This window comes from uncultured Aquimarina sp. (genome assembly GCF_947496855.1).
Lineage (GTDB): Bacteria > Bacteroidota > Bacteroidia > Flavobacteriales > Flavobacteriaceae > Aquimarina.
Genome location: NZ_CANMED010000004.1, coordinates 606,320 through 630,689 on the forward strand (window position 1 = coordinate 606,320; position 24,370 = coordinate 630,689).

At 31.6% G+C, this 24,370-nt stretch carries 11 protein-coding genes and 1 tRNA gene; 4 read left to right on the forward strand and 8 right to left on the reverse strand.

Annotated features, from left to right (window positions below; genetic code table 11):
* Positions 1-51: 51 nt before the first annotated feature.
* Together Q0921_RS14960 and Q0921_RS14965 are read right to left on the reverse strand one after the other, a co-directional pair.
* Positions 52-12,492, reverse strand: coding sequence for a non-ribosomal peptide synthetase (locus Q0921_RS14960; RefSeq protein ID WP_299258195.1), 12,441 nt, complete (start codon positions 12,490-12,492; stop codon positions 52-54).
* Entirely contained in the window at positions 12,492-13,019 is a 528-nt protein-coding gene (locus tag Q0921_RS14965; RefSeq protein ID WP_299258197.1) for a UpxY family transcription antiterminator, read from the reverse strand. Before Q0921_RS14965 ends, Q0921_RS14960 begins: the two co-directional genes overlap by 1 nt.
* A 996-nt stretch (positions 13,020-14,015) precedes the next feature.
* Here Q0921_RS14965 and Q0921_RS14970 point away from each other — a divergent pair.
* The 4 genes from Q0921_RS14970 to Q0921_RS14985 all read left to right on the forward strand — a co-directional run bounded on the left by Q0921_RS14970 (position 14,016) and on the right by Q0921_RS14985 (position 18,995).
* Entirely contained in the window at positions 14,016-14,462 is a 447-nt protein-coding gene (locus Q0921_RS14970; protein WP_299258199.1) for a hypothetical protein, read from the forward strand.
* A 158-nt stretch (positions 14,463-14,620) separates the two neighbouring features.
* A complete protein-coding gene (locus Q0921_RS14975; protein ID WP_299258201.1) occupies positions 14,621-16,384 on the forward strand; it encodes a helix-turn-helix domain-containing protein in 1,764 nt (587 codons plus the stop codon).
* Between the two features lie 146 nt (positions 16,385-16,530).
* The gene (locus Q0921_RS14980; RefSeq protein ID WP_299258203.1) at positions 16,531-16,692 is read left to right on the forward strand and encodes a hypothetical protein; all 162 of its coding nucleotides are present in this window, start codon (positions 16,531-16,533) and stop codon (positions 16,690-16,692) included.
* Between the two features lie 146 nt (positions 16,693-16,838).
* Positions 16,839-18,995, forward strand: coding sequence for a prolyl oligopeptidase family serine peptidase (locus Q0921_RS14985; RefSeq protein WP_299258205.1), 2,157 nt, complete (start codon positions 16,839-16,841; stop codon positions 18,993-18,995).
* Between the two features lie 240 nt (positions 18,996-19,235).
* On the opposite strand, the gene Q0921_RS14990 is transcribed toward Q0921_RS14985, so the two are convergent.
* The 6 genes from Q0921_RS14990 to nhaB form a co-directional block, all read right to left on the reverse strand.
* A tRNA-Val gene (locus Q0921_RS14990) sits at positions 19,236-19,310 on the reverse strand.
* Between the two features lie 85 nt (positions 19,311-19,395).
* Entirely contained in the window at positions 19,396-20,613 is a 1,218-nt protein-coding gene (locus Q0921_RS14995; RefSeq protein ID WP_299258236.1) for a folylpolyglutamate synthase/dihydrofolate synthase family protein, read from the reverse strand.
* 149 nt (positions 20,614-20,762) lie between these two features.
* A complete protein-coding gene (locus Q0921_RS15000) occupies positions 20,763-21,662 on the reverse strand; it encodes an energy transducer TonB (RefSeq protein ID WP_299258207.1) in 900 nt (299 codons plus the stop codon).
* Positions 21,663-21,665: 3 nt separating this feature from the next.
* Entirely contained in the window at positions 21,666-22,058 is a 393-nt protein-coding gene (locus Q0921_RS15005) for a biopolymer transporter ExbD (RefSeq protein ID WP_299258208.1), read from the reverse strand.
* Position 22,059: 1 nt separating this feature from the next.
* Positions 22,060-22,746: a MotA/TolQ/ExbB proton channel family protein gene (locus Q0921_RS15010; RefSeq protein WP_299258238.1), complete on the reverse strand. Its 687-nt coding sequence runs from the start codon at positions 22,744-22,746 to the stop codon at positions 22,060-22,062.
* Positions 22,747-22,832: 86 nt separating this feature from the next.
* The gene (gene nhaB, locus Q0921_RS15015) at positions 22,833-24,362 is read right to left on the reverse strand and encodes a sodium/proton antiporter NhaB (RefSeq protein ID WP_299258209.1); all 1,530 of its coding nucleotides are present in this window, start codon (positions 24,360-24,362) and stop codon (positions 22,833-22,835) included.
* Positions 24,363-24,370 lie beyond the last annotated feature (8 nt).

A 24,370-nucleotide genomic window follows, 5' to 3' on the forward strand; every position in this document is an offset into this window, starting at 1 on the left:
TTTACATTTCAATCCAGGGTTCTAACTGTTTTTTTTTAGAAAAAAAGAAATTTATATAGTTACCTCTTCAAGGTTATCGGCATTAGTTAATTCTAATTGATTCTGAAAAACAATGAATTTTAATTTAGTTGAGATTCCAGCTATATCCTGAGTTTCATACAGGTCCTGAATAGAGAATAATGTATTGAAAGTTTTGTTTATCTTATTGATAAGCACTGTTGCTTTTAAACTATTTCCTCCTAATTCAAAGAAGTTATCAGTAACACCAACTCCATTCACTTTTAAAACCTCTTCCCAGATTCCTACTAATTGCTTTTCTATTGCAGTACTAGGAGCAACATATTCATTTCTAAATATATCTTTCCCTATTACTTCTGGAAGCGCTTTCTTATCAATTTTACCATTGGGAGTTAATGGAAATGAGTCTAATACTTGAAAATAATCAGGAATCATATAATCTGGTAAATATGTCCTTAAATTAGATTTTAGTTCTTGTTTATTAATATCTGCTGAACCAATCAAATAAGATACTAGAACATTATCACCTTGAATTTCTTTTACAAGAACCAGTGCTTGCTGGATATTTTCTTGTTCTACCAGTACATTCTCAATTTCTCCTAATTCAATTCGATATCCTCTAATTTTCACTTGATCATCTTTACGACCTATAAATTCTATAGTGCCATCCGACAACCATCTGCCTAAATCTCCTGTTTTGTATAATTTTTTTCCGTTTATGAAAGGATGATCAATAAATTTTTCTTTCGTTAATTCAGGTTTATTCAAGTATCCTTTGGACAATCCATCTCCAGAAATACAAATTTCGCCTATTACACCAATAGGTTGCAACGCAAGATCATCAGATAAAATATAAAACTGCGTGTTATCTATGGGAGCTCCAATCGGCGTAGATCGTTCATAGTACCTTTCAATTTTTTGACAACTACTATAGGTAGTATCTTCTGATGGCCCGTATAAATTGCGAACTTCTATATCTGTGGATAAAAACTTATTAGTAAATGATACAGGGAATGGTTCTCCTGCCAAATTAACGCCTACAACATTAGAGAAAGAAACTTCGGTATCAAATAAAGTTTGCAAAACTGAAGGCACGGTATTAATTAACACATTTTGATCTCGATCTAAATGCTTCTCAATTTCTAACCCACTAGATAAAATTCGAATCTTTTTACCAACACTTAAAGGGTAAAATATTTCATAAACGGATAAATCAAAACAATGCGAAGTAACTGCATACATCATATCAAACCCGGTAGTTTTAAACTCTCTTCTTGACCAATTTAACATATTCACTGCATTGTTATGAGTGAGCATGACTCCTTTTGGAGCACCAGTAGAACCAGACGTATAGATTACATACGCTAAATTTGATGGTTTTATACTTATCTTGGGAAGTTTTTTGTAAATAATATCTTCTTCCATTGATAAAGTAAGTAACTCTCTATCTATAGTAACCTTACAATTACTATCATTTTCGATATAGTCTATTCGCTGTTGCGGATACTCCGGATCTATAGGTACATAAGCTCCACCTGTTTTTAATACAGCAAGTAATGATACTACTAACCACTCGTCTCTATGCAATTTTACACCTATCAAATCCTCTTGTTTAATATCATATTTGGACATTAAGAAATTAGCTAGTTGATTTGACAATTCATCCACCTCCTCATACGTGAACTCTTGGTCTTCACAAACTATAGCAATATCGTACGGAGTCTTTAGTGCCTGTTCCGTAAATAAATCAACAATAGTCCTATCGTTTACGGTCTCTACTGTAGTTGCATTAAAATCATATAATAACTTTTGCTGTTCTGCATCACTTACATAATTGATTTTGGAAATTGGTTTATTGGAATTATAAATACAGTTCGTTATAAAATTATCTAAATGAAAAATCAAATTTTCTACAAAATTAGCGTCATAAACATCTGTGTTATATTCCAGTTGTAACGACAATTGCCCTTCTTTTTCTGAAAAAATAAAACTCATATCAAACTGACTCACATTTCTACGATGCTCTAAATAAGGTCTTATTTCTAGTCCATCAATTTTTAAGGATTCCGAAGAAAATAAATCTTGCTGATTCTGCAATATTACTAAGATATCGAATAATGCAGAACGACTTGTATCCCGTTGTACATCTAAATCATCTACTAAAACATCTAACGGATACTCCTGATGAGAATATGCATCTAATAAAATCCCTTTCTGAAGGTTTACCAAATCATTAAAACAAATTGTGTTATCAAATTGTGTTCGGATTGCTAGGGTATTAAGATATAACCCTATTTGATTTTCTAGCTCTAAATGATCTCTTCCGGCAACTGGTGTTCCTAAAATGATATCATTACTATTTGTATATCGAGATAACAATCCATTAATACCTGCCATCAACACCATGAATATACTAACTTCATTTTGTTCTGAAAATAACTGTAGTTGTTCACTTACATCTTTAGAAAGATTGTGTATGATACTATCGCCGTTATAGGTTTTTATTTTTGGTCTCTTTTTATTGGTAGGTAATTCCATTACTGGTAATTCTCCTTTAAACTGCTCTAACCAATATTCTTTAGAGGTATTTAATTTATTTTGTCGTTCTTTTGATAATAACCAGGCTGCATAATCCTTATATTGAATGGATAATTTGGATAATTGAATATCCGTATTATGAACTAAACTATTATACGTCAGCATCAATTCTTGTTGTAAGATTTCCATAGACCAACCATCACTTATAATATGATGCATATTGAATACCAATAAATGTCTATCTGAAGAAATCTTAAGTACTTCTAGTTTTACCAAAAGTCCTTTTTCTAAATCAAACTGATGTTGGTGATTTTTATCAATAATAGTTTTTATTGACAAATCCTGGTTTTTACAGGTACAAAGATCAAACGTATTAATACTAAAATCAATCGTATTAACATCCATAATATGTTGACGAACCTCTTCGTTATCATTTCTCTTAAAAACAGTACGTAAACTTTCATGTCTGGAAATAAGATTTAGAAAAGCATTGGAAAGTTGATCTACATCTAATATACCCTTTATGTCTGTAACCCCAGAAATGTTATAGGCAATGTTTCCTTCCTTAAATTGACTCAAAACCCATAAACGCCTTTGAGAAGAAGTTAATGCATAATTGTCTTGATTTTCAACTAATGGAATAGCATCATACTTGTTTTCAATTGCATTGGATAACATCCCTATAATGGTTGGATTAAGAAATAGATCCTTGATTGACACCTCTAACCCTAAGCCTTTTTTTATCTTGTTTATAAGAATAGTCGCTTTTAGACTATGCCCTCCTAATTCAAAGAAATTATCAGTAACTCCAATATTTTCTATGTCTAAGACTTCTTGCCATATAGAAACTAATTGTTTTTCATCTTCTGTTTTAGCTGCTACAAATTCATTTCTAACAATATCCTCTTCGGTTACTTCCGGTAATGACGCTTTATCTATTTTTCCATTAGACGTCAATGGAAGCTCTTCCAATGAGACAAAATAACTGGGTACCATATATTCTGGTAACTCTTTGCCGATTGCAGTTCTTAACTCTTGTTTGCCAACTTCCTCTTCATTAACATAATAAGCGGCCAATATGGTATCTCCTGCAATTTCTTGGGCTAAGACAACCGCTTGTTTCATTTTAGCTTGAGATAAAATAACGTTTTCTATTTCACCTAATTCAATACGATATCCTCTTATTTTTATCTGATCATCTTTTCTTCCTAAAAACTCAACCGTACCGTCTGGCAACCATCTACCCAAATCCCCTGTTCTATATAAGCGCCTTTCTTTATTAAAAGGATGTGTTACAAACATCTCTTCTGTTAGTTCTGGACGGTTTAAATACCCTCGAGATAACCCATCCCCTGAGATACAAATTTCTCCAACAACCGAAATAGGTTGTAACTCTAGATATTCTGATAGAATATACACCTCAGTATTAGATATTGGACGCCCAATAGGTATGCTTTCTCCTATTCGATCCTTAAGGTCAAAACTAGTAGTAACCACCGTGTTTTCAGAAGGGCCATAGTTATTGTAAATCCTAAGACTATTACTATTTTCTGGTAGCTTCAGCGCCTCTCCTCCTGTTAGTATTTTAGTGTTACCCAATTCAATATTACGATTAACCAACTCCTCACAAATCTTGGTTGGTAAGTAGGTGTGTGTTATTTTATGATCTCCTAAAAATGCTGTTAACGCATCAACATCATAACGAATCTCATGATCAGAAATCGGATATAAACTACCTCCCGAAACCAAATATGGATAAATTTCCCATACTGAAGCATCAAATCCTATACCTGCATATAAACTACCTCTACTGGATGCTTCTAGATTATATTCAGAAATATGCCAAGAACATAGGTTTACTAAACTTTTATGCTCGATCATCACTCCTTTTGGTTTACCTGTTGATCCAGAGGTATAAATTACATATGCTAAATTCGAAGATTTTATATGTGTTTTAGGAAGCGTTTTTACTATATCTTCTTGTCGATTAAATTCTACTAGTAGATTTTCGTCTATAGTAACTACGCAATTACTATCTTTTTCTATATAATCAATACGTTGTTCCGGATACGTAGTATCAATTGGAACATACGCGCATCCTGTTTTCAATACGGCTAGTAAAGAAATTACTAACCAATCTGTTCTTTCTAGCTTTACAGCCACTAAATCCTCTACAGATACATTATAGTTGTCTAAAATAAAGTGAGCTAATTGATTCGATAATTCATCTAATTCCTGATATGTATATTTTTTATTCTTATGAACTAATGCTATAGCAGTTGGTGTTTTAATCACCTGTTTCACAAACAAATCAACTATACTTGCTTCTTTTGAATAAACAGTTTTTGTAGCATTAAACCCTTCTAACAACTGTTGTTTTTCTGATGCTCTAAGAAATGATAATTCTGATATATTTTGATCAGGATGCTGCATACTTTGGACTAAAAGCGATTCTAAATGAATACATAAGTTTTTTATAAAATCTAACTCATAAATGTCCGTGTTATATTCTAAGTGCAATGATATTTGACCCGCTTGCTCAGAAAAAATAAAACTTAGATCAAACTGACTCGATTTTCTGTATTGATCCTTATATGGAGTAACATCTAACCCTTCTATACCAACAGATTTTGATGATAATATATCTTGTTGATTTTGTAATACCACCACCACATCAAATAGTGAAGATCGACTCGTATCTCGATGTAAATCCAACTCATCTATAAGTAGATCTAAGGAATACCTTTGGTGAGAATAAGCATTTAACAAGGTGTGTTTTTGTACAGCAATTAAATCCTTAAAGCTAATTGTAGAGTCAAAACTTGTTCTAATAGCCAACGTATTCAAATACAATCCTATTTGATGCTCTAATTCCGAATGTTCTCTACCTGCTATTGGCGTACCAATTATAAAGTCACTACTCCCAGTATATCTAGAAAACAAACCATTGATTCCAGACATTAATGTCATAAATAAACTTACGCCTTGACTATCAGAAAAATTTCGTAAATCTTGACTTGCCACTTCCGAAAAACTATAATCAAAACTATCTCCGTTATACGTTTTTATCTTAGGACGCGGTTTATAAGTGGGAAGCTCTAATACTGGTATTTCTCCTTTAAAATTTTCTAACCAATAATCTCTAGAAGTTACTAATTCTTTTTCCTGTTCTTCACTGCACAACCAATCTGAGTAATCTTTATATTGAATTGGCAATTCCGGTAAGTTAATGTCTCTATCATGTATCAAGCCATCATAGATTAACATCAACTCTTTACTTAAAACCTCCATGGACCAACCATCACTTATAATATGATGCATATTAAATAATAATAGATGTTCTGTTGTCGACACTACGATCAATCCTAGTTTTAATAAAGGACCTGTCTCTAAATTAAAATGATTTTCAAAGCTCTTATCTATAATAGTAGATAGCTCAGAAGATGGATCCGAAATCTCACTAACATCATATAAATCAATATCTATACTGATAGTTGCTTTTGGCAAAATATATTGACGTACTTCTTCTAGATCATTTCCTTTAAAAACTGTACGTAAACTTTCATGACGTTCAATAACCGCCTGAAAAGCTTTTTTTAGTTGTGCTAAATCTAAGACTCCTTCTAGTTTTAAAACACTAGGAATATTATATGCAATACTACCTTCTTTATATTGACTCAACACCCATAACCTGCGTTGGGAAGGAGTCAATAAATAGTTTTCTTGCTCTTGTACCTTTGGGATATTAGCATATGTACTTTCTTTTATTTGTGATGTCATTCCCTCAATTGTAGGGTTCAAGAACAAATCTCTCACTGATAGAGATAATCCTAAGGTTTTTTTAATCTTGTTTATAAGAATAGTGGCTTTTAGACTATGCCCCCCTAGCTCAAAGAAATTATCGGTTACGCCTACTTCTTTAACATCTAATATTTTTTGCCAGATCGAAACTAATTGTCTCTCTAGCTCATTACTAGGTGCTTTGTATTCATTTTTAATGATGTCTTCGCCCGCTACCTCAGGTAACGCTTTTGTATTGATCTTTCCATTAGAAGTCAATGGAAATTCGTCTAATACAACATAATAGCTAGGAATCATATAATCAGGAAGCACTTGATGAAGGCTTGTCCTTAACCATTTTCTATCTATTTTATCCTCATCTGCCACTATATAGGCCACTAAAACAATGCTCTCTGCTACCTCTTTTGCTAAAACAACTACATGCTCTGCATCTAATCGTGATAAAATGGTATTTTCTATCTCACCTAGCTCTATTCGATACCCTCTTATTTTAACTTGGTTATCTTTTCTGCCTATAAATTCTAGGGTTCCATCCTTTAACCATCGTCCTAAATCTCCTGTTTTATATAACTTCGTTTTGGATATAAAAGGATGATTTACAAACTTCTCCGCGGTCAATTCTGCACGATTTAAATATCCTCTGGATAATCCTTTTCCAGAAATACATATCTCTCCTATAACTCCTATTGGTTGCAACTCCAGACTATCCGATAAAATATATACTTGTGCATTATCTATAGGAGAACCAATTGGTATAACTCCATTCTCAAGATGCTTTTGGTTGACTTTACATAGTGTAGTGCTAATTGTTGCTTCTGTAGGCCCATATTTATTGTAAAAATCTGAGATGTTGCTCATCTTTTCTGCTAAATCTTTAGAACAAAATTCTCCTCCTGAAACAATTCTTCTTAATTCTGTACAGGAATTAAGATCTTGCATTTGATACAAATAACTTGGTGTAGCATGTAAATGCGTGATTGCCTGCTTTTTCAATACTTTAGTTAATAAAAAAGGATCTCTGATATCATCTTTAGAAACGATTACTAGTGCTGCTCCATTTAATAGTGTTAAAAATAACTGCTCTACTGAAGCATCAAAAGATGGATTAGAAAACTGAAGAACACGTTCTGTACTATCAAAATCAAACTTCTTTGTTTGATTAAGAATATAGTTCCCCAAACTACCATGTTCTACCATCACTCCTTTTGGTTTACCCGTAGAGCCAGATGTATAAATTACATATGCTAGATTATTTGGTTTAATAACTACTTTCGGTAACAATTTAGAAAACGATACTTTTTCTTCAAAAGTCTGCATTAACTGTTCATCTATTGTTATTTTACAATTAGAATCTTGTTCTATATATGTTATTCGTTGTTGCGGATATTCAGGATCAATAGGCACATAAGCCGCTCCAGCTTTAAGAACTGCTAATATAGATATTACTAGCAATTCGCTTCTTTTTAGTTTTATTGCTACCAAATCTTCCACCTCCAAATCATAATGGCTTAACAAATAATGAGCGAGCTGGTTAGACTTCTTATCTAATTCTTCATACGTAAGCTTATTATCATTAAAAACAACTGCTACTGCATCTGGTGTTTTCTCTACCTGGGCTATAAATAAACTTACTATATTTCCCTCCTCTTCAACTTCAGTTTTTGTTTGATTAAAACTATTTATAAGTAGCTCTTTTTCTGGGATAGGAATGTAATCTAAGGAACCTAATGACTTATTAGGGCTTGTCACCAGTTTCTCAAGAACATTCAGATACATGGACAACATCCTTTCCATAGTAGCAGTGTCAAAAATATCAGAATTATATTCCCATTCTATAGAAATTCTTCTATCTAAATTACTCGTAAAAAAGCCTGCTTGTTCAAAGACTGTATTTACAACAACACTAATATCAAATTTAGAAAACTCATTATGTCCTCTTACTACTTCGATTTCAGCATCTAATAACGACATGTTTTTAATAGGAACATTAACAAAACTAAACATGTGCTGAAATAAAGGATGATGGTTCAAATTCCTTTTTGGGTTTAACCTTTCTACTATTTTCGAAAAAGGAGTACTCTCGTAAGCATATGAATCTAGGCAAGTTTTCTTTACTTCATTAAGTACCGCTACTAAAGATTGATTAGCATCCAAAACAGTTCTTAAAGGAATCGTATTAACGATCATACCTAAAACTTCCTCAAACTCTTTATGATGTCTATTAGCTACTGCTGTTCCAACACAAACATCTTTATGATTACTAAACTTACTCAATACTATTTTAAAAGCAGTAATCATGGTTATAAATAAAGACACCTTTTGTTCCTCAGAAAATTGTCTCAACTTTTCAGAAAACTCTAATGAAAACATATGCTCGATAGTACCTCCTTTAGTTGTTGCAGTCAATGGTCTATCATAATCTAGTGGAAGAGATAGATCATTAGAAAAGTCTTTAAATTTATTTTCCCAAAAACCTAGTTGCTCATTGATAACCTGCTCATTAAGGTTTTCTTTTTCCCAATATGCGTAATCTTTAAAAGTAATATCAGGTTGCTTAACATCAAAATCAGGGTTCTTTTTTAATTCATTGTAGATATCCACAAAATCTCTAAATAAAATTCCTTGAGTCCATCCATCTAGTATCAAATGATGTTCACAAAATATAAGAACACTTTCTTCTTCTGAAAACTTTAATAATTCTACCCTAAAAAGTGGTCCTCTTTCTATTTCAAAAGAGGTACTCTCAATTCTTTTTAGACTATCGTTAATTGTTTCTTCTTTTCTTTTTTCTCCAACTTTACTAAAATTCTTTACTGGAATACTATATATATAAGGAGATAAAATTTTCTGATATGGTTCTCCGTCTACATCAATAAAAACTGTTCTTAGTATTTCATGTTTTTCAATAAGCTTCGTGAATGTTTTTTCCAATATCGGAATATCTATTACTCCATTTAGCTTTATTGCTCGGGATACGTGATATGAATTATCTTCGTTATCTAATTGATTTAGAAACCATAGTCTATCTTGAGCATATGACAAAGGGTATAGCTCTTGATACGGAGTTATTATTTTTTCGATTTCTTTTTTGTCTAAAGAAGGTACTAGATTTCCTATTTCCTTAATAGTAGGAGATTTATAAAAGTCCTTTAATGATAATTCAATACCCTTTTTATCTCTTAAGTTACTAATAAATTGATTGGCTAATAACGAATGACCTCCTAGCTCAAAAAAGCTAACATTCACATCTACCTCATCCAGCTTCAATAATTCTTTCCAGATCGCAGCAATTTCCTTCTCTTCATCTGTAGTAGGTAACTGAACTGTTTCTGTAATATCAGAGATCTTAGGGCTAGGCAATTTCTTGACATCTATTTTACCATTAGTTAATAACGGAATAGCATCAATAACCACAAAGTGGGTTGGAATCATATATTCCGGCAAAAATTCTTTTAACCCAATTGCTAGTGATGAAATGTTCACAAAAGATTCGTTTGCTACAAGGTATGCTATCATAATTGGCATTCCTTTTATCTCATTTATACAAACATAACTATCCAAGACGTAAACATTAACCTGCTGAATAGCATGTTCGATTTCTTCAGTTTCTATGCGATATCCTCTATAACTTAATTGATTATCTTTTCTTCCATAAAAAATTAAGTTATCATTATCATCCCATTTTCCTAGATCCCCCGTTTTATAAACTCGTTCTCCCTGAATGTTAACAAAAGCTTTTTTAGTTAAATCTTCTTGATTTAGATAGGCTATTGCTAACCCAAGGCCTGAAAGTCCTATTTCGCCCACAGCTCCTTTAGGTAATAGGTTTTTATTATCTAAAATGTACACATTGCGATTGGTAATTGGTTTTCCAATAGACATTAAAGAATTACTATTCTCAATTTTATGATACGTAGCACAAACGGTACTTTCTGTAGGGCCATACGTATTATATACATTATATTTTTTTATCAAATTGTGAACATGATGTTGTTTTAGAACATCTCCTCCGCTTATCAATGTTTTTATACTTAGTGCATAATCCTCATGATTTTCATTTAAAAACTGTAATACAAAAGGATTCGTACTTAATAAGGTTATGTTGAATTCCTCACATTCTTTAATCAGTTTATTAAAATCCTTTGTGTCATTTGCAATTATTAAATTACCTCCGACCGAGAGTATAGGAAATATTTCCTCTATAGAAGTGTCAAAAGAAAGTGAAGCTTGCTGCAATACCTTATCTTCGCTACCAAGCTCAAAATATTTTACAAATGTTACTATATAATCGTATAAAGATCCATGGCTTATCATTACTCCTTTTGGAGTACCAGTTGATCCTGAAGTATATATAATATAAGCAAGATCTTCTTTTAATACTTCTATAGTTTCAGTATCATGTTCTAGATATTTTTCTACCTCTAAAACTTCATCTACATTACATTCTTTTTTATCAAAAGTTCCATTAGAGAATGAATCAACCAAAATTAATGTTAATTCACTATCATCAATAATATATTGCTTCCTTTCATCTGGATAATTATTATCTATCGGAACATATACAGCTCCTATTTTTAGTATCGCTATAATACAAGCAATACTTTTCTCTGATCGAGATAGCATAACTCCTATTCTATCTCCTTTCTTCAAATCTTTATTTTGGAGATATCCTGCAATTATATTCGTTTGTGTGTTTAAGCTCTCATAACTTATGTTTTTTGTTCCATAAGTCACTGCAATTTCTTCTCCTTTTTGCTTAAAACTATTGTCCCAAAGATCTAAAAATGTCTCATCAATACGCTCAACAATGGTTCCTCTAGAAATCTCCTTAACCTCAGAAATTTGTTTCTGATCGGCTATTTGAATTTCAGAAATGTGTTCATTTATATGCTGTCCTAAATTCACCAATACATTCTTAAATGATCGTATCAATTCATTTGCTTCTAATCTAGGAACATATTTTTCGTTAATATCGAATCTAAATTTTAGAATACCTCCTTCATGTTCAAAAATATGTATCGAAATTGGATCATCTTCACTATCATTAGATATAGGATGAATCGTGGATGTATTTCCTGCAAAATCGCTATTATATTGAAGCCTTTCATATGACAATCTTACATCATACAAATGATTAATTTCATTAGGTGATTCTTTGATAATGTCTGCCTGTTGAAACCCTTGGTGTCTATAACAAGAGAATAATTCCTTTTTGATACCCTTGATAAAACTTAAAAAATTATCTTCCTTATTTAAGGATAACTGTAATGGTAAAACACTTATAAAAGGGCCAAAAGTTTTCTTTTGTACGGCATTCTTTCTATTTAAAATAGGCATTCCTAAGCTGATCTCACTCTTTCGATAATACTTTGCTAGTACTAGAGAACAAACTCCTAAAAGCACATGAAAAATACTCAATCTTTCTTTCCTGGTTAATTCCCAAAGTTTTTGATTTTCAATATCCGATAATTCAGTTTCTAGATGATAATGGTCCTCTACTCTATTACTTTCTTTATAAATTAAAGAAGGGAGCTCTTGATACTTATTCATCCAAAACTTCTTATCTTCTATAAAGCTATCCGAGGCTCTATATGCTTTTTCAGATAGAATAAAGTTTTCATAAAGCGTTGTATTGTTTTCTATATCGGCATATGTATATCCATCTTCTATTAATAGTTTTTCATAAATTCTATTAACCTCATTAAATAATAATTGAAAAGAAAATCCGTCTGCAATGATATGATGTAATTTTGAGTACCAAATACTACAGTCCGGTGACACATTAATCAACCACATTTTATATAGTGGTTTTTCTTCTTCAAATCGAAATGCTTCAGAAAAATCCTCTTCTATCTTCTTTATTGCATTCTCCTTATTTGATTCCTCAAAACATTCCAAATACTCTGAATGATCATGTAATGGCACATCATAAATAGGAACTCCTTTATTTTCCTTAAAAACAAAAGAAAATATATCATTCTCTTTAACTAATATTTTAAAGGCTTTATTGAATAAGTCGAAATTAATATCTCCATTCATGATAACATATCCTCCAATATTATATTTTGGAGATTCCGGAGTCATTATTTGGTCTAACCAAACGTACTTTTGTATGTTAGAAATTGTATTTTTCATTAGACTGCTTTTGATATTTTTGATAAGTAACTTGAAGGCACTGTAGCCGTAATTCCCTGACCTATAGAGTCCAATCGGACTATAATCTTATTTTCGTTATTAACGTTAATCACTTCACATTCTAAACCTGTCAGTGAGCCATATTGGATCATCATAACTTCACCAACATCATATGCTTGATTATCAACCTTTACATCTTGGATACCCTCAGAACTTACTAAAAACTTTATTTTGTTTATTTCCTCGTCTTTTACTATTCCATACTCAGATCCGAAACGAATAAAAGAACAAGCACCTTCAACAGATAATGTTTTATGAAAATCCATAGAAGTTTTTATGTTAACAAAGACATATGAAGAAAATAAAGGGATTTCCAATTTCTTTTGGCGATCACTCCATTTTCGTATAGTTGTTACTATTGGGAGAAAGGACTCTACTCCATTTTCCTTTAGTAATTCATCAACTTTTCTTTCGTAACGTGATCTTACATAAAGTACATACCAACCTGTTTTAAGAAGCTTACCCATGATTAATGTTTTAATGAGGATGAAAAATTTTTGTGTGTTATCTATATTAAAAGAATAAAAGAGAAGGTTTAAAAAAAGCCCATAGCTTCGCTTCCTTGACTCACATCCAGTATATTCTGTAAAATTTATGTATTGAAGGTCTAGTTTCTACTTTTCTAAATATCTTTAAGAATATCACAAAAAGCTATCACTAGTATTTGATACAAACATAAAACAAAACAGAACCTCAAAACAAGCTATTAGAGTCCGTTTTCAGGAATTAAGGCTGTCAATTCCGCGAATTAAGGACACCAAAAATAATTTTAAAAGACTGATTATCATTATTATAAAGTCAAAACAAAAAAAGTAAACTACTTAATCCTCCGTTATATCGAAAAGCATAACAGATTCCTGATAATCATTATTAATCTATGTCATTTTTTAAAAAAACATCCTTTCCAAATAAAGAATAGTACACATTCCAACAAACTAAAATGGTCTTCGATAATCATATTATTCCATCATTCCTAATATCATGTTAAATTCATTTCTTTATGCTACTGAAAAACCATAAACTATAAAGGCGATTGTAATAAATAAGTATATTTGCAATCATTGCACATAACTTTTTTAACAATACTTATCTTGAAACCTAAAAAAACAAATACCTTTTTCAATAAGTTTTGTACAAAGACTCCTATTTTACCTATATATTTTTACTTTGATCACGCAAAAACATCTAATGATTACTTAAAAGGTATTTTGACAAATACTAGTATACACAAAACCATATTTATTCACTCCCCAAAGCTTTCCCTAACAATTGGCGAATGGTTTTTAGAAGAAATAACTAATTCAAAAAAAATAGATCTAATACGATGTTTATTCCTTAAATACTTTTATAAAATATCTACCAGCCCCAGCAGATTTGGTGTTTTTGTTGAGTATCAGATTCTAAAATTCGAAAAACCTTCTGCCTTTAAATTAAAAGTTCTTAGTAGACAAAACTGGTTTAACATGAACTTTTTCGCATTAAAATCTAATAAAACTATACCTCTTAAATTAAAAAATGTGCATAATTATGATAGATTAAAATCTTTACTTATCTATAAATTATTATTCGATATACAAGGACTAAACTTAATGGGAAGAATTGTATTACATTGGCGTGATTTTTTTTTAAAAAATCACCTTTTAAAGGTAACAAAATGTAGAGAACATCTACTAATATGTAAATGCGTTTCATTAAAAGATGAAGATAAAATTCTTGTAACACATCTCGAGAATAAAGAATCTATTATGATATGGCTGAAAATTGTAAAAAATAGCACCAAATTTATATTAGAAGAGTTTCTTTTTACTAATGAGAGTATTGTAAAAAACAATCACAATAATGCTAATCAATTAAAAAATATGGAAGTAAACAAAAAAAACAGTCCTATTTTTCAACTATTCATATTTTAATGAAGTGTATGAAATTTTGATAAAAAACTACAAAACAACAGGAAACATTATAAAATCCAACCATTTAGGGCTAAACAATATTTTTATTAATCAATTGTTTTTTATTTTCTTTACAAAAAACACGACTCACACATAATGAAAAACTAGTATCACGTAAGATGAAAAAAATCAAAATCATATTTGTCATAATTCTTTCTCTTTTTGGTCTTCATAATATGTATTCTCAAAATGAGAGTATCCTAGTAGACATAAATACAATGATCAAAAAAGAGTATGATGAACTCTCTCAAATGTACCAAGACAATATTAAGGATACTGTAATATCACATTTTTATGCAAAGGCTTTTCTGCTAAAAGCAAAAAAAGAGAAAAAAACTAGTGATATATCAGAAGGCTACTATATGCTTGCAAAAACATCTCATCATGATAAAGCTCTATTGTACTTAGATACTATTATTGAAATAAATAAAAATATAAATGACTTTGTATATCCTGCAAAAGCACATTTATTAAAAGCACAAAAATTTGGAATAAAAAGTGAGTATAAAAAAGCAATTGATCAACTTACTAAAGCAAATGAATATGCTAATGAAAATAAAAATATTGATCAGAAGTTTTCGACTAAATATTACATTGCAATTCTCAAAAATGAAATGGGAGAATATGAGGAAAGTCTAAAACTTTTAAAAGCAACCACAAAATATTACAAGGGAAAATCTAAAGAATACCCTTCTTTTCAAAATCGATATATACGCTCACTATTTTCATATGGTAACACCTTTAATTTAAATAAAAAATATGATTCCGCTTACTATTATACAAAAAAAGGAATACAACTAAGCTTACAATCTAAAGATAGCATTCAATATGGCTCACTTCTTCTAAGCTCTGCTGTTATCCATTATCAAAAAAAAGAATATCAATCAAGTTTAGATAGCCTATACAAACTTAAAAAAATAAGTAAGAATCACTCACAATCAAAAGGTACCTTAATTAGATCCGATCTCTATTTAGGAAAAATATACTTTGCTCAAAACAAATTTAGCAAAGCGATTCCATATCTCAAAAGTGTTGATTCTATAGCTTTTTCTAAAAAATATTTTTTTCCATCTGTGACTGATACTTATGAATTGCTTATTAGATATTTTAAAGAACAAAAAAACACTAAGGAACAAATATATTATATTGATCGCCTACTCACTGTGGATAGTATTATGGATAATAATTATAAATATATATCCAAACAAATAAACCGTCAGTATTCAACACCTAATTTAATATTAGAAAAACAAACTATCATTAATTCGTTACAAAAAAGAAACACTTTTAAAATTATTGTGGTAATTATTCTCTCCTTATTTTTATTGATATTATTTTTGGTTTTGATACGAAATATCAAAAAGAAAAAAATCTACGAAAAAAGATTTCAAGAATTACTCAATGTCAGTACTAAGGACACCAAAAAAACACCTGTAGAAAATCAAAAAAACATTAATAATACTCCTGCCGAATCATTAGATACTATTGGAATTTCGGATATCATTGTAAACGATATACTTAAGAATCTCGATCTATTTGAAAAAAACAAAGACTTCCTAACCCACGATCTTACGGTAAGTATCGTATCCAAAAAGTTTAAAACCAATTCAAAATACCTTTCCAAGGTAATCAATTTTTATAAAAATAAAAGTTTTAGCAATTACATAAATGAATTGAGAATAAATTATGTGGTAAAAGAATTAAAAACAAATACTAAATTCAGAAAATATACCATTAAAGCCATTGCAAACGAAATTGGATTTAACACTACAGAAGCTTTTTCTAAATCTTTTTACAAAATTACAGGCATCTACCCATCATTTTTCTTAAAACAACTTGACAAACAAGTAAAACATCAAAAATTAGAACAACAACTTCAATAAATTGATTTTCAAACACATAACAGTCTGTTTTCCTGAATACAGACATCCTCATTCAGGAAAACAGCAAAAACCACCTCATCGAAACCATTTTTTTTTTTGATTATCCTATACTTTAGCAATATCATTAAATCATAAAATATAAAACGATGAAAAAATTAAACAAAAAAAAGATCACATTATCATTAGACAAAATACAAATCGCTAAATTAAATAACTATAGTTCTATAAAAGGAGGACGTATGCAACTAGACGACGACGACGACTCCCCTACAGATGGTTGGCCTTCTGAAAATGCAATGGTGTGTTAATAATATTTTTATAAGGGAGATAAATATAAACTTCTCTGAAACTAAAATTAAGCTAATTACCTTGTCGTTTTTATACACAACGGTAATTAGCCTTTTAGAATAAGTCTAATCTACAATTGTCAAAAACAACTCTAAATTCAAAGACTATGAAATTTGTTTTCCTAAGCATATTATCCATACAATGTCTATGTACTATAGCGCAAGATCAAATGAAACTACTACCAGAAAAAATTGTTATTGATGAATATCACAATCAAAAAATTAAAGATCCATATAGATATGCTGAAGATCTCAATACAGACGTAGTTAAAAGCTGGATTGGAGAGCAAAATAAGATTTCTATTAGTTTACTAAATAAAATTCAAAAAAAACAATATTTAATTGACAAACAAATAGAATTTGACCAGAAAAATGAGTTCTCTATATCAAAACTTAAAATAATCGAAAATGACAACCATTTTTATCTAAAAAGAGAATCAAATGAAAATGTTCCAAAACTATACTATAGAAAAACGTTTTCAAGCCCAGAAGAACTTTTATATGACCCTAAAAGCTTTAAATCAAAATCACATATTGATCATGTTATTAATTATATTCAACCTAACTGGGACGGTTCTAAAATTGTAATCAGCATTACAAAAAACGGACAGGAAGTATCAGAGATGGTAGTTTTGGATGTAAATTCAAAAAAATTACATTCAGAAATTATCAAGAATGTTTGGCCGTCAAATAAAGGAGGTGTAGAATGGTTACCTGATAATACAGGATTTATTTATCTTCAATATCGAAAAACAGATACAAAATCAAAAGATTTTCAAAAAAACACAAAATCTGTTCTACATATCGTTAATGACAATCCTAATGATGCAAAAGAAATATTTTCAAAAAACAGCGATCCAAATTTAAATGAAGATGATATTCCAATCACAGTGATTGAAAGACAAGATAGTAAATATCTAATCGGAAAAACCCCAGGGGCTGGTAATTATTACAATTCCTATTATCTTCCTATTAATGAAATAAAAACCAACGATTGGAAACCACTTTTCAAAAAAGTAAATGAAATAAAAAGCTTTAGTATACAAGGTGATTCTATTATATATAGGACATCAAAAAATGCGCCCAATTATAAGATATGTATAACTTCAGTCCTTGAACCAAACTTTGACACTCCTAAGGTTCTAGTAAAAGAAAATCCAGAAACAATCATAACCGACTTTGATATCACCAAAGATGGGCTATATTTTGTTACAAGTAAGAATGGTGTGAAATCTAGCTTATATAAACTTGATGGAAAAACTCAAAAAGAAATAAAACTTCCCCAAACTTATGGTAATATAAGTATTAGCTCAAAAGGCCCAAATTATTCTGAATTATGGATCAATGCAAGTGGTTGGACTGCTAAAAACATAAGATACGAGTACAACAACAAAAAGCTTTCGAATAAGAACCTCAATAACACTATTAATGATAAAATATTGGAGAATATTATCATCGAAGAAATAGAAGTAGAAGCTCCTGATGGCGAAATGATCCCTCTTTCTATTTTATACAAAAAAGGTATCAAAAAAGGAAACATCAAGCCGAGGCCAACGCTAATGGATGGGTATGGTGCATATGGAATTTCTATGAAACCTGCATTTTCTCTGCGAAGATTATTATGGATCTTAGAAGGTGGTATTTATGCGATCGCCCATGTTCGAGGAGGAGGAGAAAAAGGGGATTCATGGCATAAAGGAGGATACAAATCAAAAAAACCAAATACATGGAAAGACTTTATAGCCTGTGCTGAGTATCTTATAGACAAAAACTATACTACAAAAAATAAATTAGCCATATGGAGCGGAAGTGCTGGTGGAATACTAATAGGACGAGCAATTACAGATAGACCTGATTTATTTTCTGCGGCAATAGTAGAATTTGGTTCTTTAAATATGTTAAGATCTGAAATGAGAGCAAACGGAGCATTAAATATAAAAGAATTCGGTACAATAAGTGACCCCAAAGAGTTTAAAGACCTATTAGAAATAGACGCGTATCATCACATAAAAGATGGTACTAAGTATCCTTCTACTCTTTTAACTGCTGGTCTAAATGATGCTAGAGTACCCGCATGGTTCTCTGTAAAATTTGCTGCAAGGATGCAAAAAGCAAATATATCTTCTAACCCGAATTTATTACTAATTGATAAAGAAACAGGGCATGGAATTGATGATACTAAACTAAAACAATTCAATAGATTTGCTAATATTCTTTCTTTTGCTTTATGGCAGACTGGCCACCCTGATTATCAACCAGAATAATGAATCTTTTAATGCAAAGATAAAAGCTTTTAGAGCTCAGTTCAGAGGTGTCAAAAATATAGAATTTTTCCTTTTTAGATTAACCAGAATATTTGCATAAACACAACAATTGGTCTTGATCCCTTAATCCTTGATCCACAATTGGTCTTGATCTCAAACACAACAGAAACAACAATTAAACAAGAAATATACTTAACAAAAAAAAACCATTCAAATAAATGAATGGTTTTTTAATCTAAGTGGGCAATGAGGGATTCGAACCCCCGACCCCCTCGGTGTAAACGAGGTGCTCTGAACCAACTGAGCTAATTGCCCTTTATGTTTTCGCAATCATTATTCCTGATTGCGGATGCAAATATAAGACAGTTTTGCAGTCTACCAAAAGATTTTTAAAGAAAAATTAAATTATTTCTGCCACTACAAATGTACTACCACCTACATACACTAAACTATCTTTGCTAGCCATCTGTAAAGCAGCCTCGTAAGCTGATTTCACTGAAGGATAACTCTCTCCTATTAAATTAAATTTTAACGCTTCTTTTTTTAATATTTCCTCGTTTAATCCTCTTGCTATTTCGGGTTTTACAAAGTAGTATACTGCATTAGCTGGAAATAAAGGCAATATGTTTTGTAAATCTTTATCATTCACAACACCTATAACAATATGGAGCTTATCATATTTTTCATTTGACAATTGCTCCATAACGTATTGTAAACCATCTTCGTTATGTGCTGTATCGCATATTACCTTAGGGTTTTCTTGTAAAATTTGCCATCTACCGAGCAAACCTGTATTACTCATTACGTTACTAAGCCCCATATGAACGTCTTGTTTGCTAATACCCCAACCATTTTCTTGTAAAATAGAGACGGTCTGTAATACCGTTTTCACATTCTCCTTTTGGTAATCCCCCATTAGATCGGTTTCAAAAAGATCTCCCAGATAATCAGATGCAAAAAAAATATTGCTTTGAAGCGATAACGCTTTATTAATAAAAACTTTCTTTGTTTCAGCTGTAGTTCGACCAATCACAACTGGAACATTCTTTTTGATAATTCCAGCTTTTTCTGATGCTATTTTTGATAAGGTATTTCCTAAAAACTGAGTATGATCCAATCCAATATTGGTGATAATAGATATTTCGGGTATTATAATGTTGGTAGAATCTAATCTTCCTCCCAAGCCTACTTCGACTAATACTATATCCACTTCTGAGTCCGCGAAATATTGAAATGCTAATCCTACAGTCATCTCAAAAAAAGAAAGTTGATTCACTTCAAAATATTGTTTGTGAGAAGTAATGAAATTCACAATATACTCTTCACTAATGACCTCTCCATTAATACGGATTCGTTCTCTAAAATCTTTAAGATGAGGAGAAGTATATAAACCTACTTTATATCCTGATTCTTGTAGAATTGACGCAAGCATATGACTAGTAGATCCTTTACCATTAGTTCCTGCAACATGAATACTTTTAAACCTAGACTGAGGATTATCAAGATACGAGGCGAGCTTAAGCGTGTTTGTTAAATCAATTTTATAAGCGCTTGCACCTTGACGCTGATACATTGGTAACTGTGCAAACATCCAATCTAAAGTTTCTTGATAGTCGATAATTGTCTATTTATTTAACTTAAAAAAACGCAACTGAATCTTAAAAATACATGAAGTTACTTTTTCTATTGTTTAAAATCAATTAAAGGTACTAAATCTTACTTAGGAAAAATCCTTAGAAGTGTAATTATAGTATTGAATATTTGTGACTATTCTCCTAACCCAAAAGTTACTTCCACAAAGCCGATTTGTTTTGCGGGAGCTTTCTGATCTGCTTTCCACCTAAATGTAAGCGCCGTTTTTTTAGCGGGGTCTAAAAGACATCTCGCACTATTAGTCGTTCCTTTAACACCCGGAGTCGCCTGAATAACTCTACCTCCCCTGTTTACCACAATTTTAACTACTACTCGACCTGCTTCATTACATTCTTGCTCAACTGCAGAATTGGTAGGGCGACCTCGTCCATTAAGTCCATAACCAACTCCACCAGTCCCTCCAGGACCTGGTTGTCCATAATAACTAGTCGCATAAGGGTCTCCGTTTGGATTTCCTTTATCCCCAGGTTTACCGTCATCTCCTTCTCCGCCTTTTGCTTTTCCATCACTTTTAGGACCATTAGAGAAACTATCTAGTATATCTAGTGTTGACTTATCAGGTTTGGGGTCTGGTTTCTTTTCTTCAACTTTCTCAACTGGTTTTTCTTTAGGCTTCTCTACTGGTTTTTGCTCTACCGGCTGATCTTTTGGTTTTTCTTTTGGTTTCTCAACCTTCTTTTTAGGTTCCTTTTTTGGCTTCTCCTCTACTACTGGAGCATCCTCTGTATCTTGCGTAACTACTTCTTCTGTAATTTCAGGAGTTTCTGGCTCTGGTTCCGGTGTAACCGGAGTTGGTTCTGGAGTAGTTTGTTTAGGTGATGATTGAATAGCTTCTTTAGGCTGCACATCGCCTGATCCTGTAAGTGTGGTTCCAAAATTAACCGCAATCCCACCTTCTGGAGTAGGATCCAAAGCACTCAATCCCAAATAAAATAATAGAAAAATAATAGCCACGTGTAATATTGTCGTGATTATAAAAGATTTCTTTTTATGTTTTGTATCTAACTTCAACATTAATTATTCTGGTTTTACTGCCAGGATTACTTTAAACCTATTTCTATTAGCTATATCCATTACACCTACGGCTTTCTCTATTGGAACTCCCTCTTCTGCTCTAAGAATAATCGTAGGTTCATTTTGACCTGATAATTTAGACAGTAGCGTAGACTCTAATTTACTTTGACTTATTCGCTCATTATCTACATAATACTGCAATTTGTTCGTAATACTTACAGAGATATTCTGCACGTTAGAGCTTTTTCCCTTTGCTTTAGGCAATATCAAATCTAATGCTTCCGGAGTTATTGTTGGCGATGTTAATAAAAAAAACACCAGCAACAAAAACACAATGTCTGTCATAGAAGACATACTAAATTCTGGACTTACTTTATTTCTTCCTCTTAAATTCATATTAAGCAGGTTCGTTTAACAGGTCTAGAAAATCTACAGCTGTAGCTTCCATCTGGTGCACTACTTTATCAGTTCTAACTACTAGATGATTATATCCAATATATGCTATAATACCTACGACAAGTCCTGCAACTGTGGTTGTCATCGCTGTATAAATACCTTCAGCAAGCGAACCCATATCAGCACTTCCTGAACTGGATGCTAAATTATGGAATGCTAAAATCATACCTATTACTGTTCCTAGAAAACCAATCATAGGGGCTGCACCAGCAACAGTAGCAAGAATACTCACATTCTTTTCTAATTTATAAACTTCTAATCGACCTGCATTTTGTATAGCTGTATTTATATCTTCCAAAGGATTGCCAATTCTAGAAATTCCTTTTTCTGTTAACCTAGAAACAGGATTATTAGTTTGTGCACATAAGATTTTAGCCGCCTCAATTTTACCACTAGCCACATTATCTTTGATCTGATGCATAAAACTTTCATCATATTTAGATGCTGCCTTTATAGCAAAAACTCTTTCAAAATAAATATAGACTGCAACAAACAACAATACAAAAAGGATTGCAATAATAGTTACCCCAGCGGCTCCTCCGCTAAGCAATAAATCAATAATTGATAATGTTTTCTCTTCTGCTTCTGGATCAATTTCTTTGGTATTTTGGGCTAACATACCAAGCATTAATAAATGGGTCATATGTCTTCTTGTTAATTTAGTGTTAGTATAGTAACGTTAATTCTATAGGTTAAGTATATTCTTAATTGTGCTTATAATATATAAATTATTCCTAACAAACCTACTCCACCAAGCACAATAGTATAAGGCAATGCCATTTTTACCATTCTTCCATAAGACAATCCAATTAACGGTGCTAAAGAAGAAGTTAGTAAGAATAAGAACGCTGCTTGACCATTAGGTGTTGCAACACTAGGCAAATTTGTACCCGTATTTATAGCTATCGCTAGTTTCTCAAACTGCTCCCTAGTTATTGCTCCATTATCAAATGCTTGTTTTACTTCTCCAATATACACTGTAGCCACAAATACATTATCACTTATCATAGATAGCACTCCATTAGCAACATAAAATATAGAAGGTTGCTGTGCTGGATCAAATTCTAAAGCCCAATTAATTATCGGTGTAAATAGGTGCTGATCATGAATCATCGCTACTATAACAAAGAAAACCACCAACAAACCAGTAAAAGGTAATGCTTCTTCAAAAGACTTTCCTAATTGATGCTCCTCTGTAATTCCCATAAAAGCAGTTTGAAAAATAATAATTCCCAACCCTATTATTCCTACTGGAGCAATATGTAATGCCAAACCTGTTATTAAAAGTAATGCTGCTACTGCTTGAACTATAAGTCCATACTTAGATTTATCAGATCGATTAGCATCTTCCTCATCCGTATAATTCTCTATAATTCTTCTTGCTACTTCTGGTAGTTTTGCCCCAAAACCAAACGTTCCGGTCATTTCTAAAACTGCCGTGGTTATCAATCCTGCTATTAAAACTGGTATAGAAATAGGTGCCATTTGTAAAAAGAATTCTATAAAATCCCATCCCATTCTTTCTCCGATAAGCAAATTTTGTGGCTCTCCTACTAGGGTACATACTCCACCAAGAGCAGTACCTACTACACCGTGCATTACTAGACTTCTTAAAAAACTTCTAAACTGCTCCAGTGTATCTCCACTCAACTCTTTTCTATCTAATGTCCCATCCTGATCAAAATCAGAGGCAGGCATTGAATGGATCTTGTGATATACTCCATAAAAACCAACGGTAACACTAATTAATACAGCAGTAACTGTTAACGCATCTAAAAATGCAGATAACACTGCAGCCAAGAAAGTAAATAATAAAGAAAGTACTAATTTGGATTTTATTTTGGTAAATGCCTTACTAAAAATATACATTAGTAGAGGTTTCATAAAATAAATCCCGGCTACCATAAACACTAAAAGCAATACTACTTCTAAATTCTGATCTATTTCATGAAATACTCCTCCAGGAATACCTTTCCCAAACTCATCATACAGTACTTTCCCATGATCTGTTTTATACATTGGATGTGTTAACCCTAGTGCCAAAGCCTCAATCGCTAACAATCCACCAGACTGTAATGGATAACATTTTAGCGCCATTGCTAATGTAAAAATAAACTCTGCAATAAATAACCAAGCGGTTATCATTGGCCCTAATGCATAAACTGAAAATACATTAAAAATGAGAAATACAATCATTGTCATTTTAAACCATTTTGGGCTATTGCCTAAAAAATATTTCAACATAGTATATA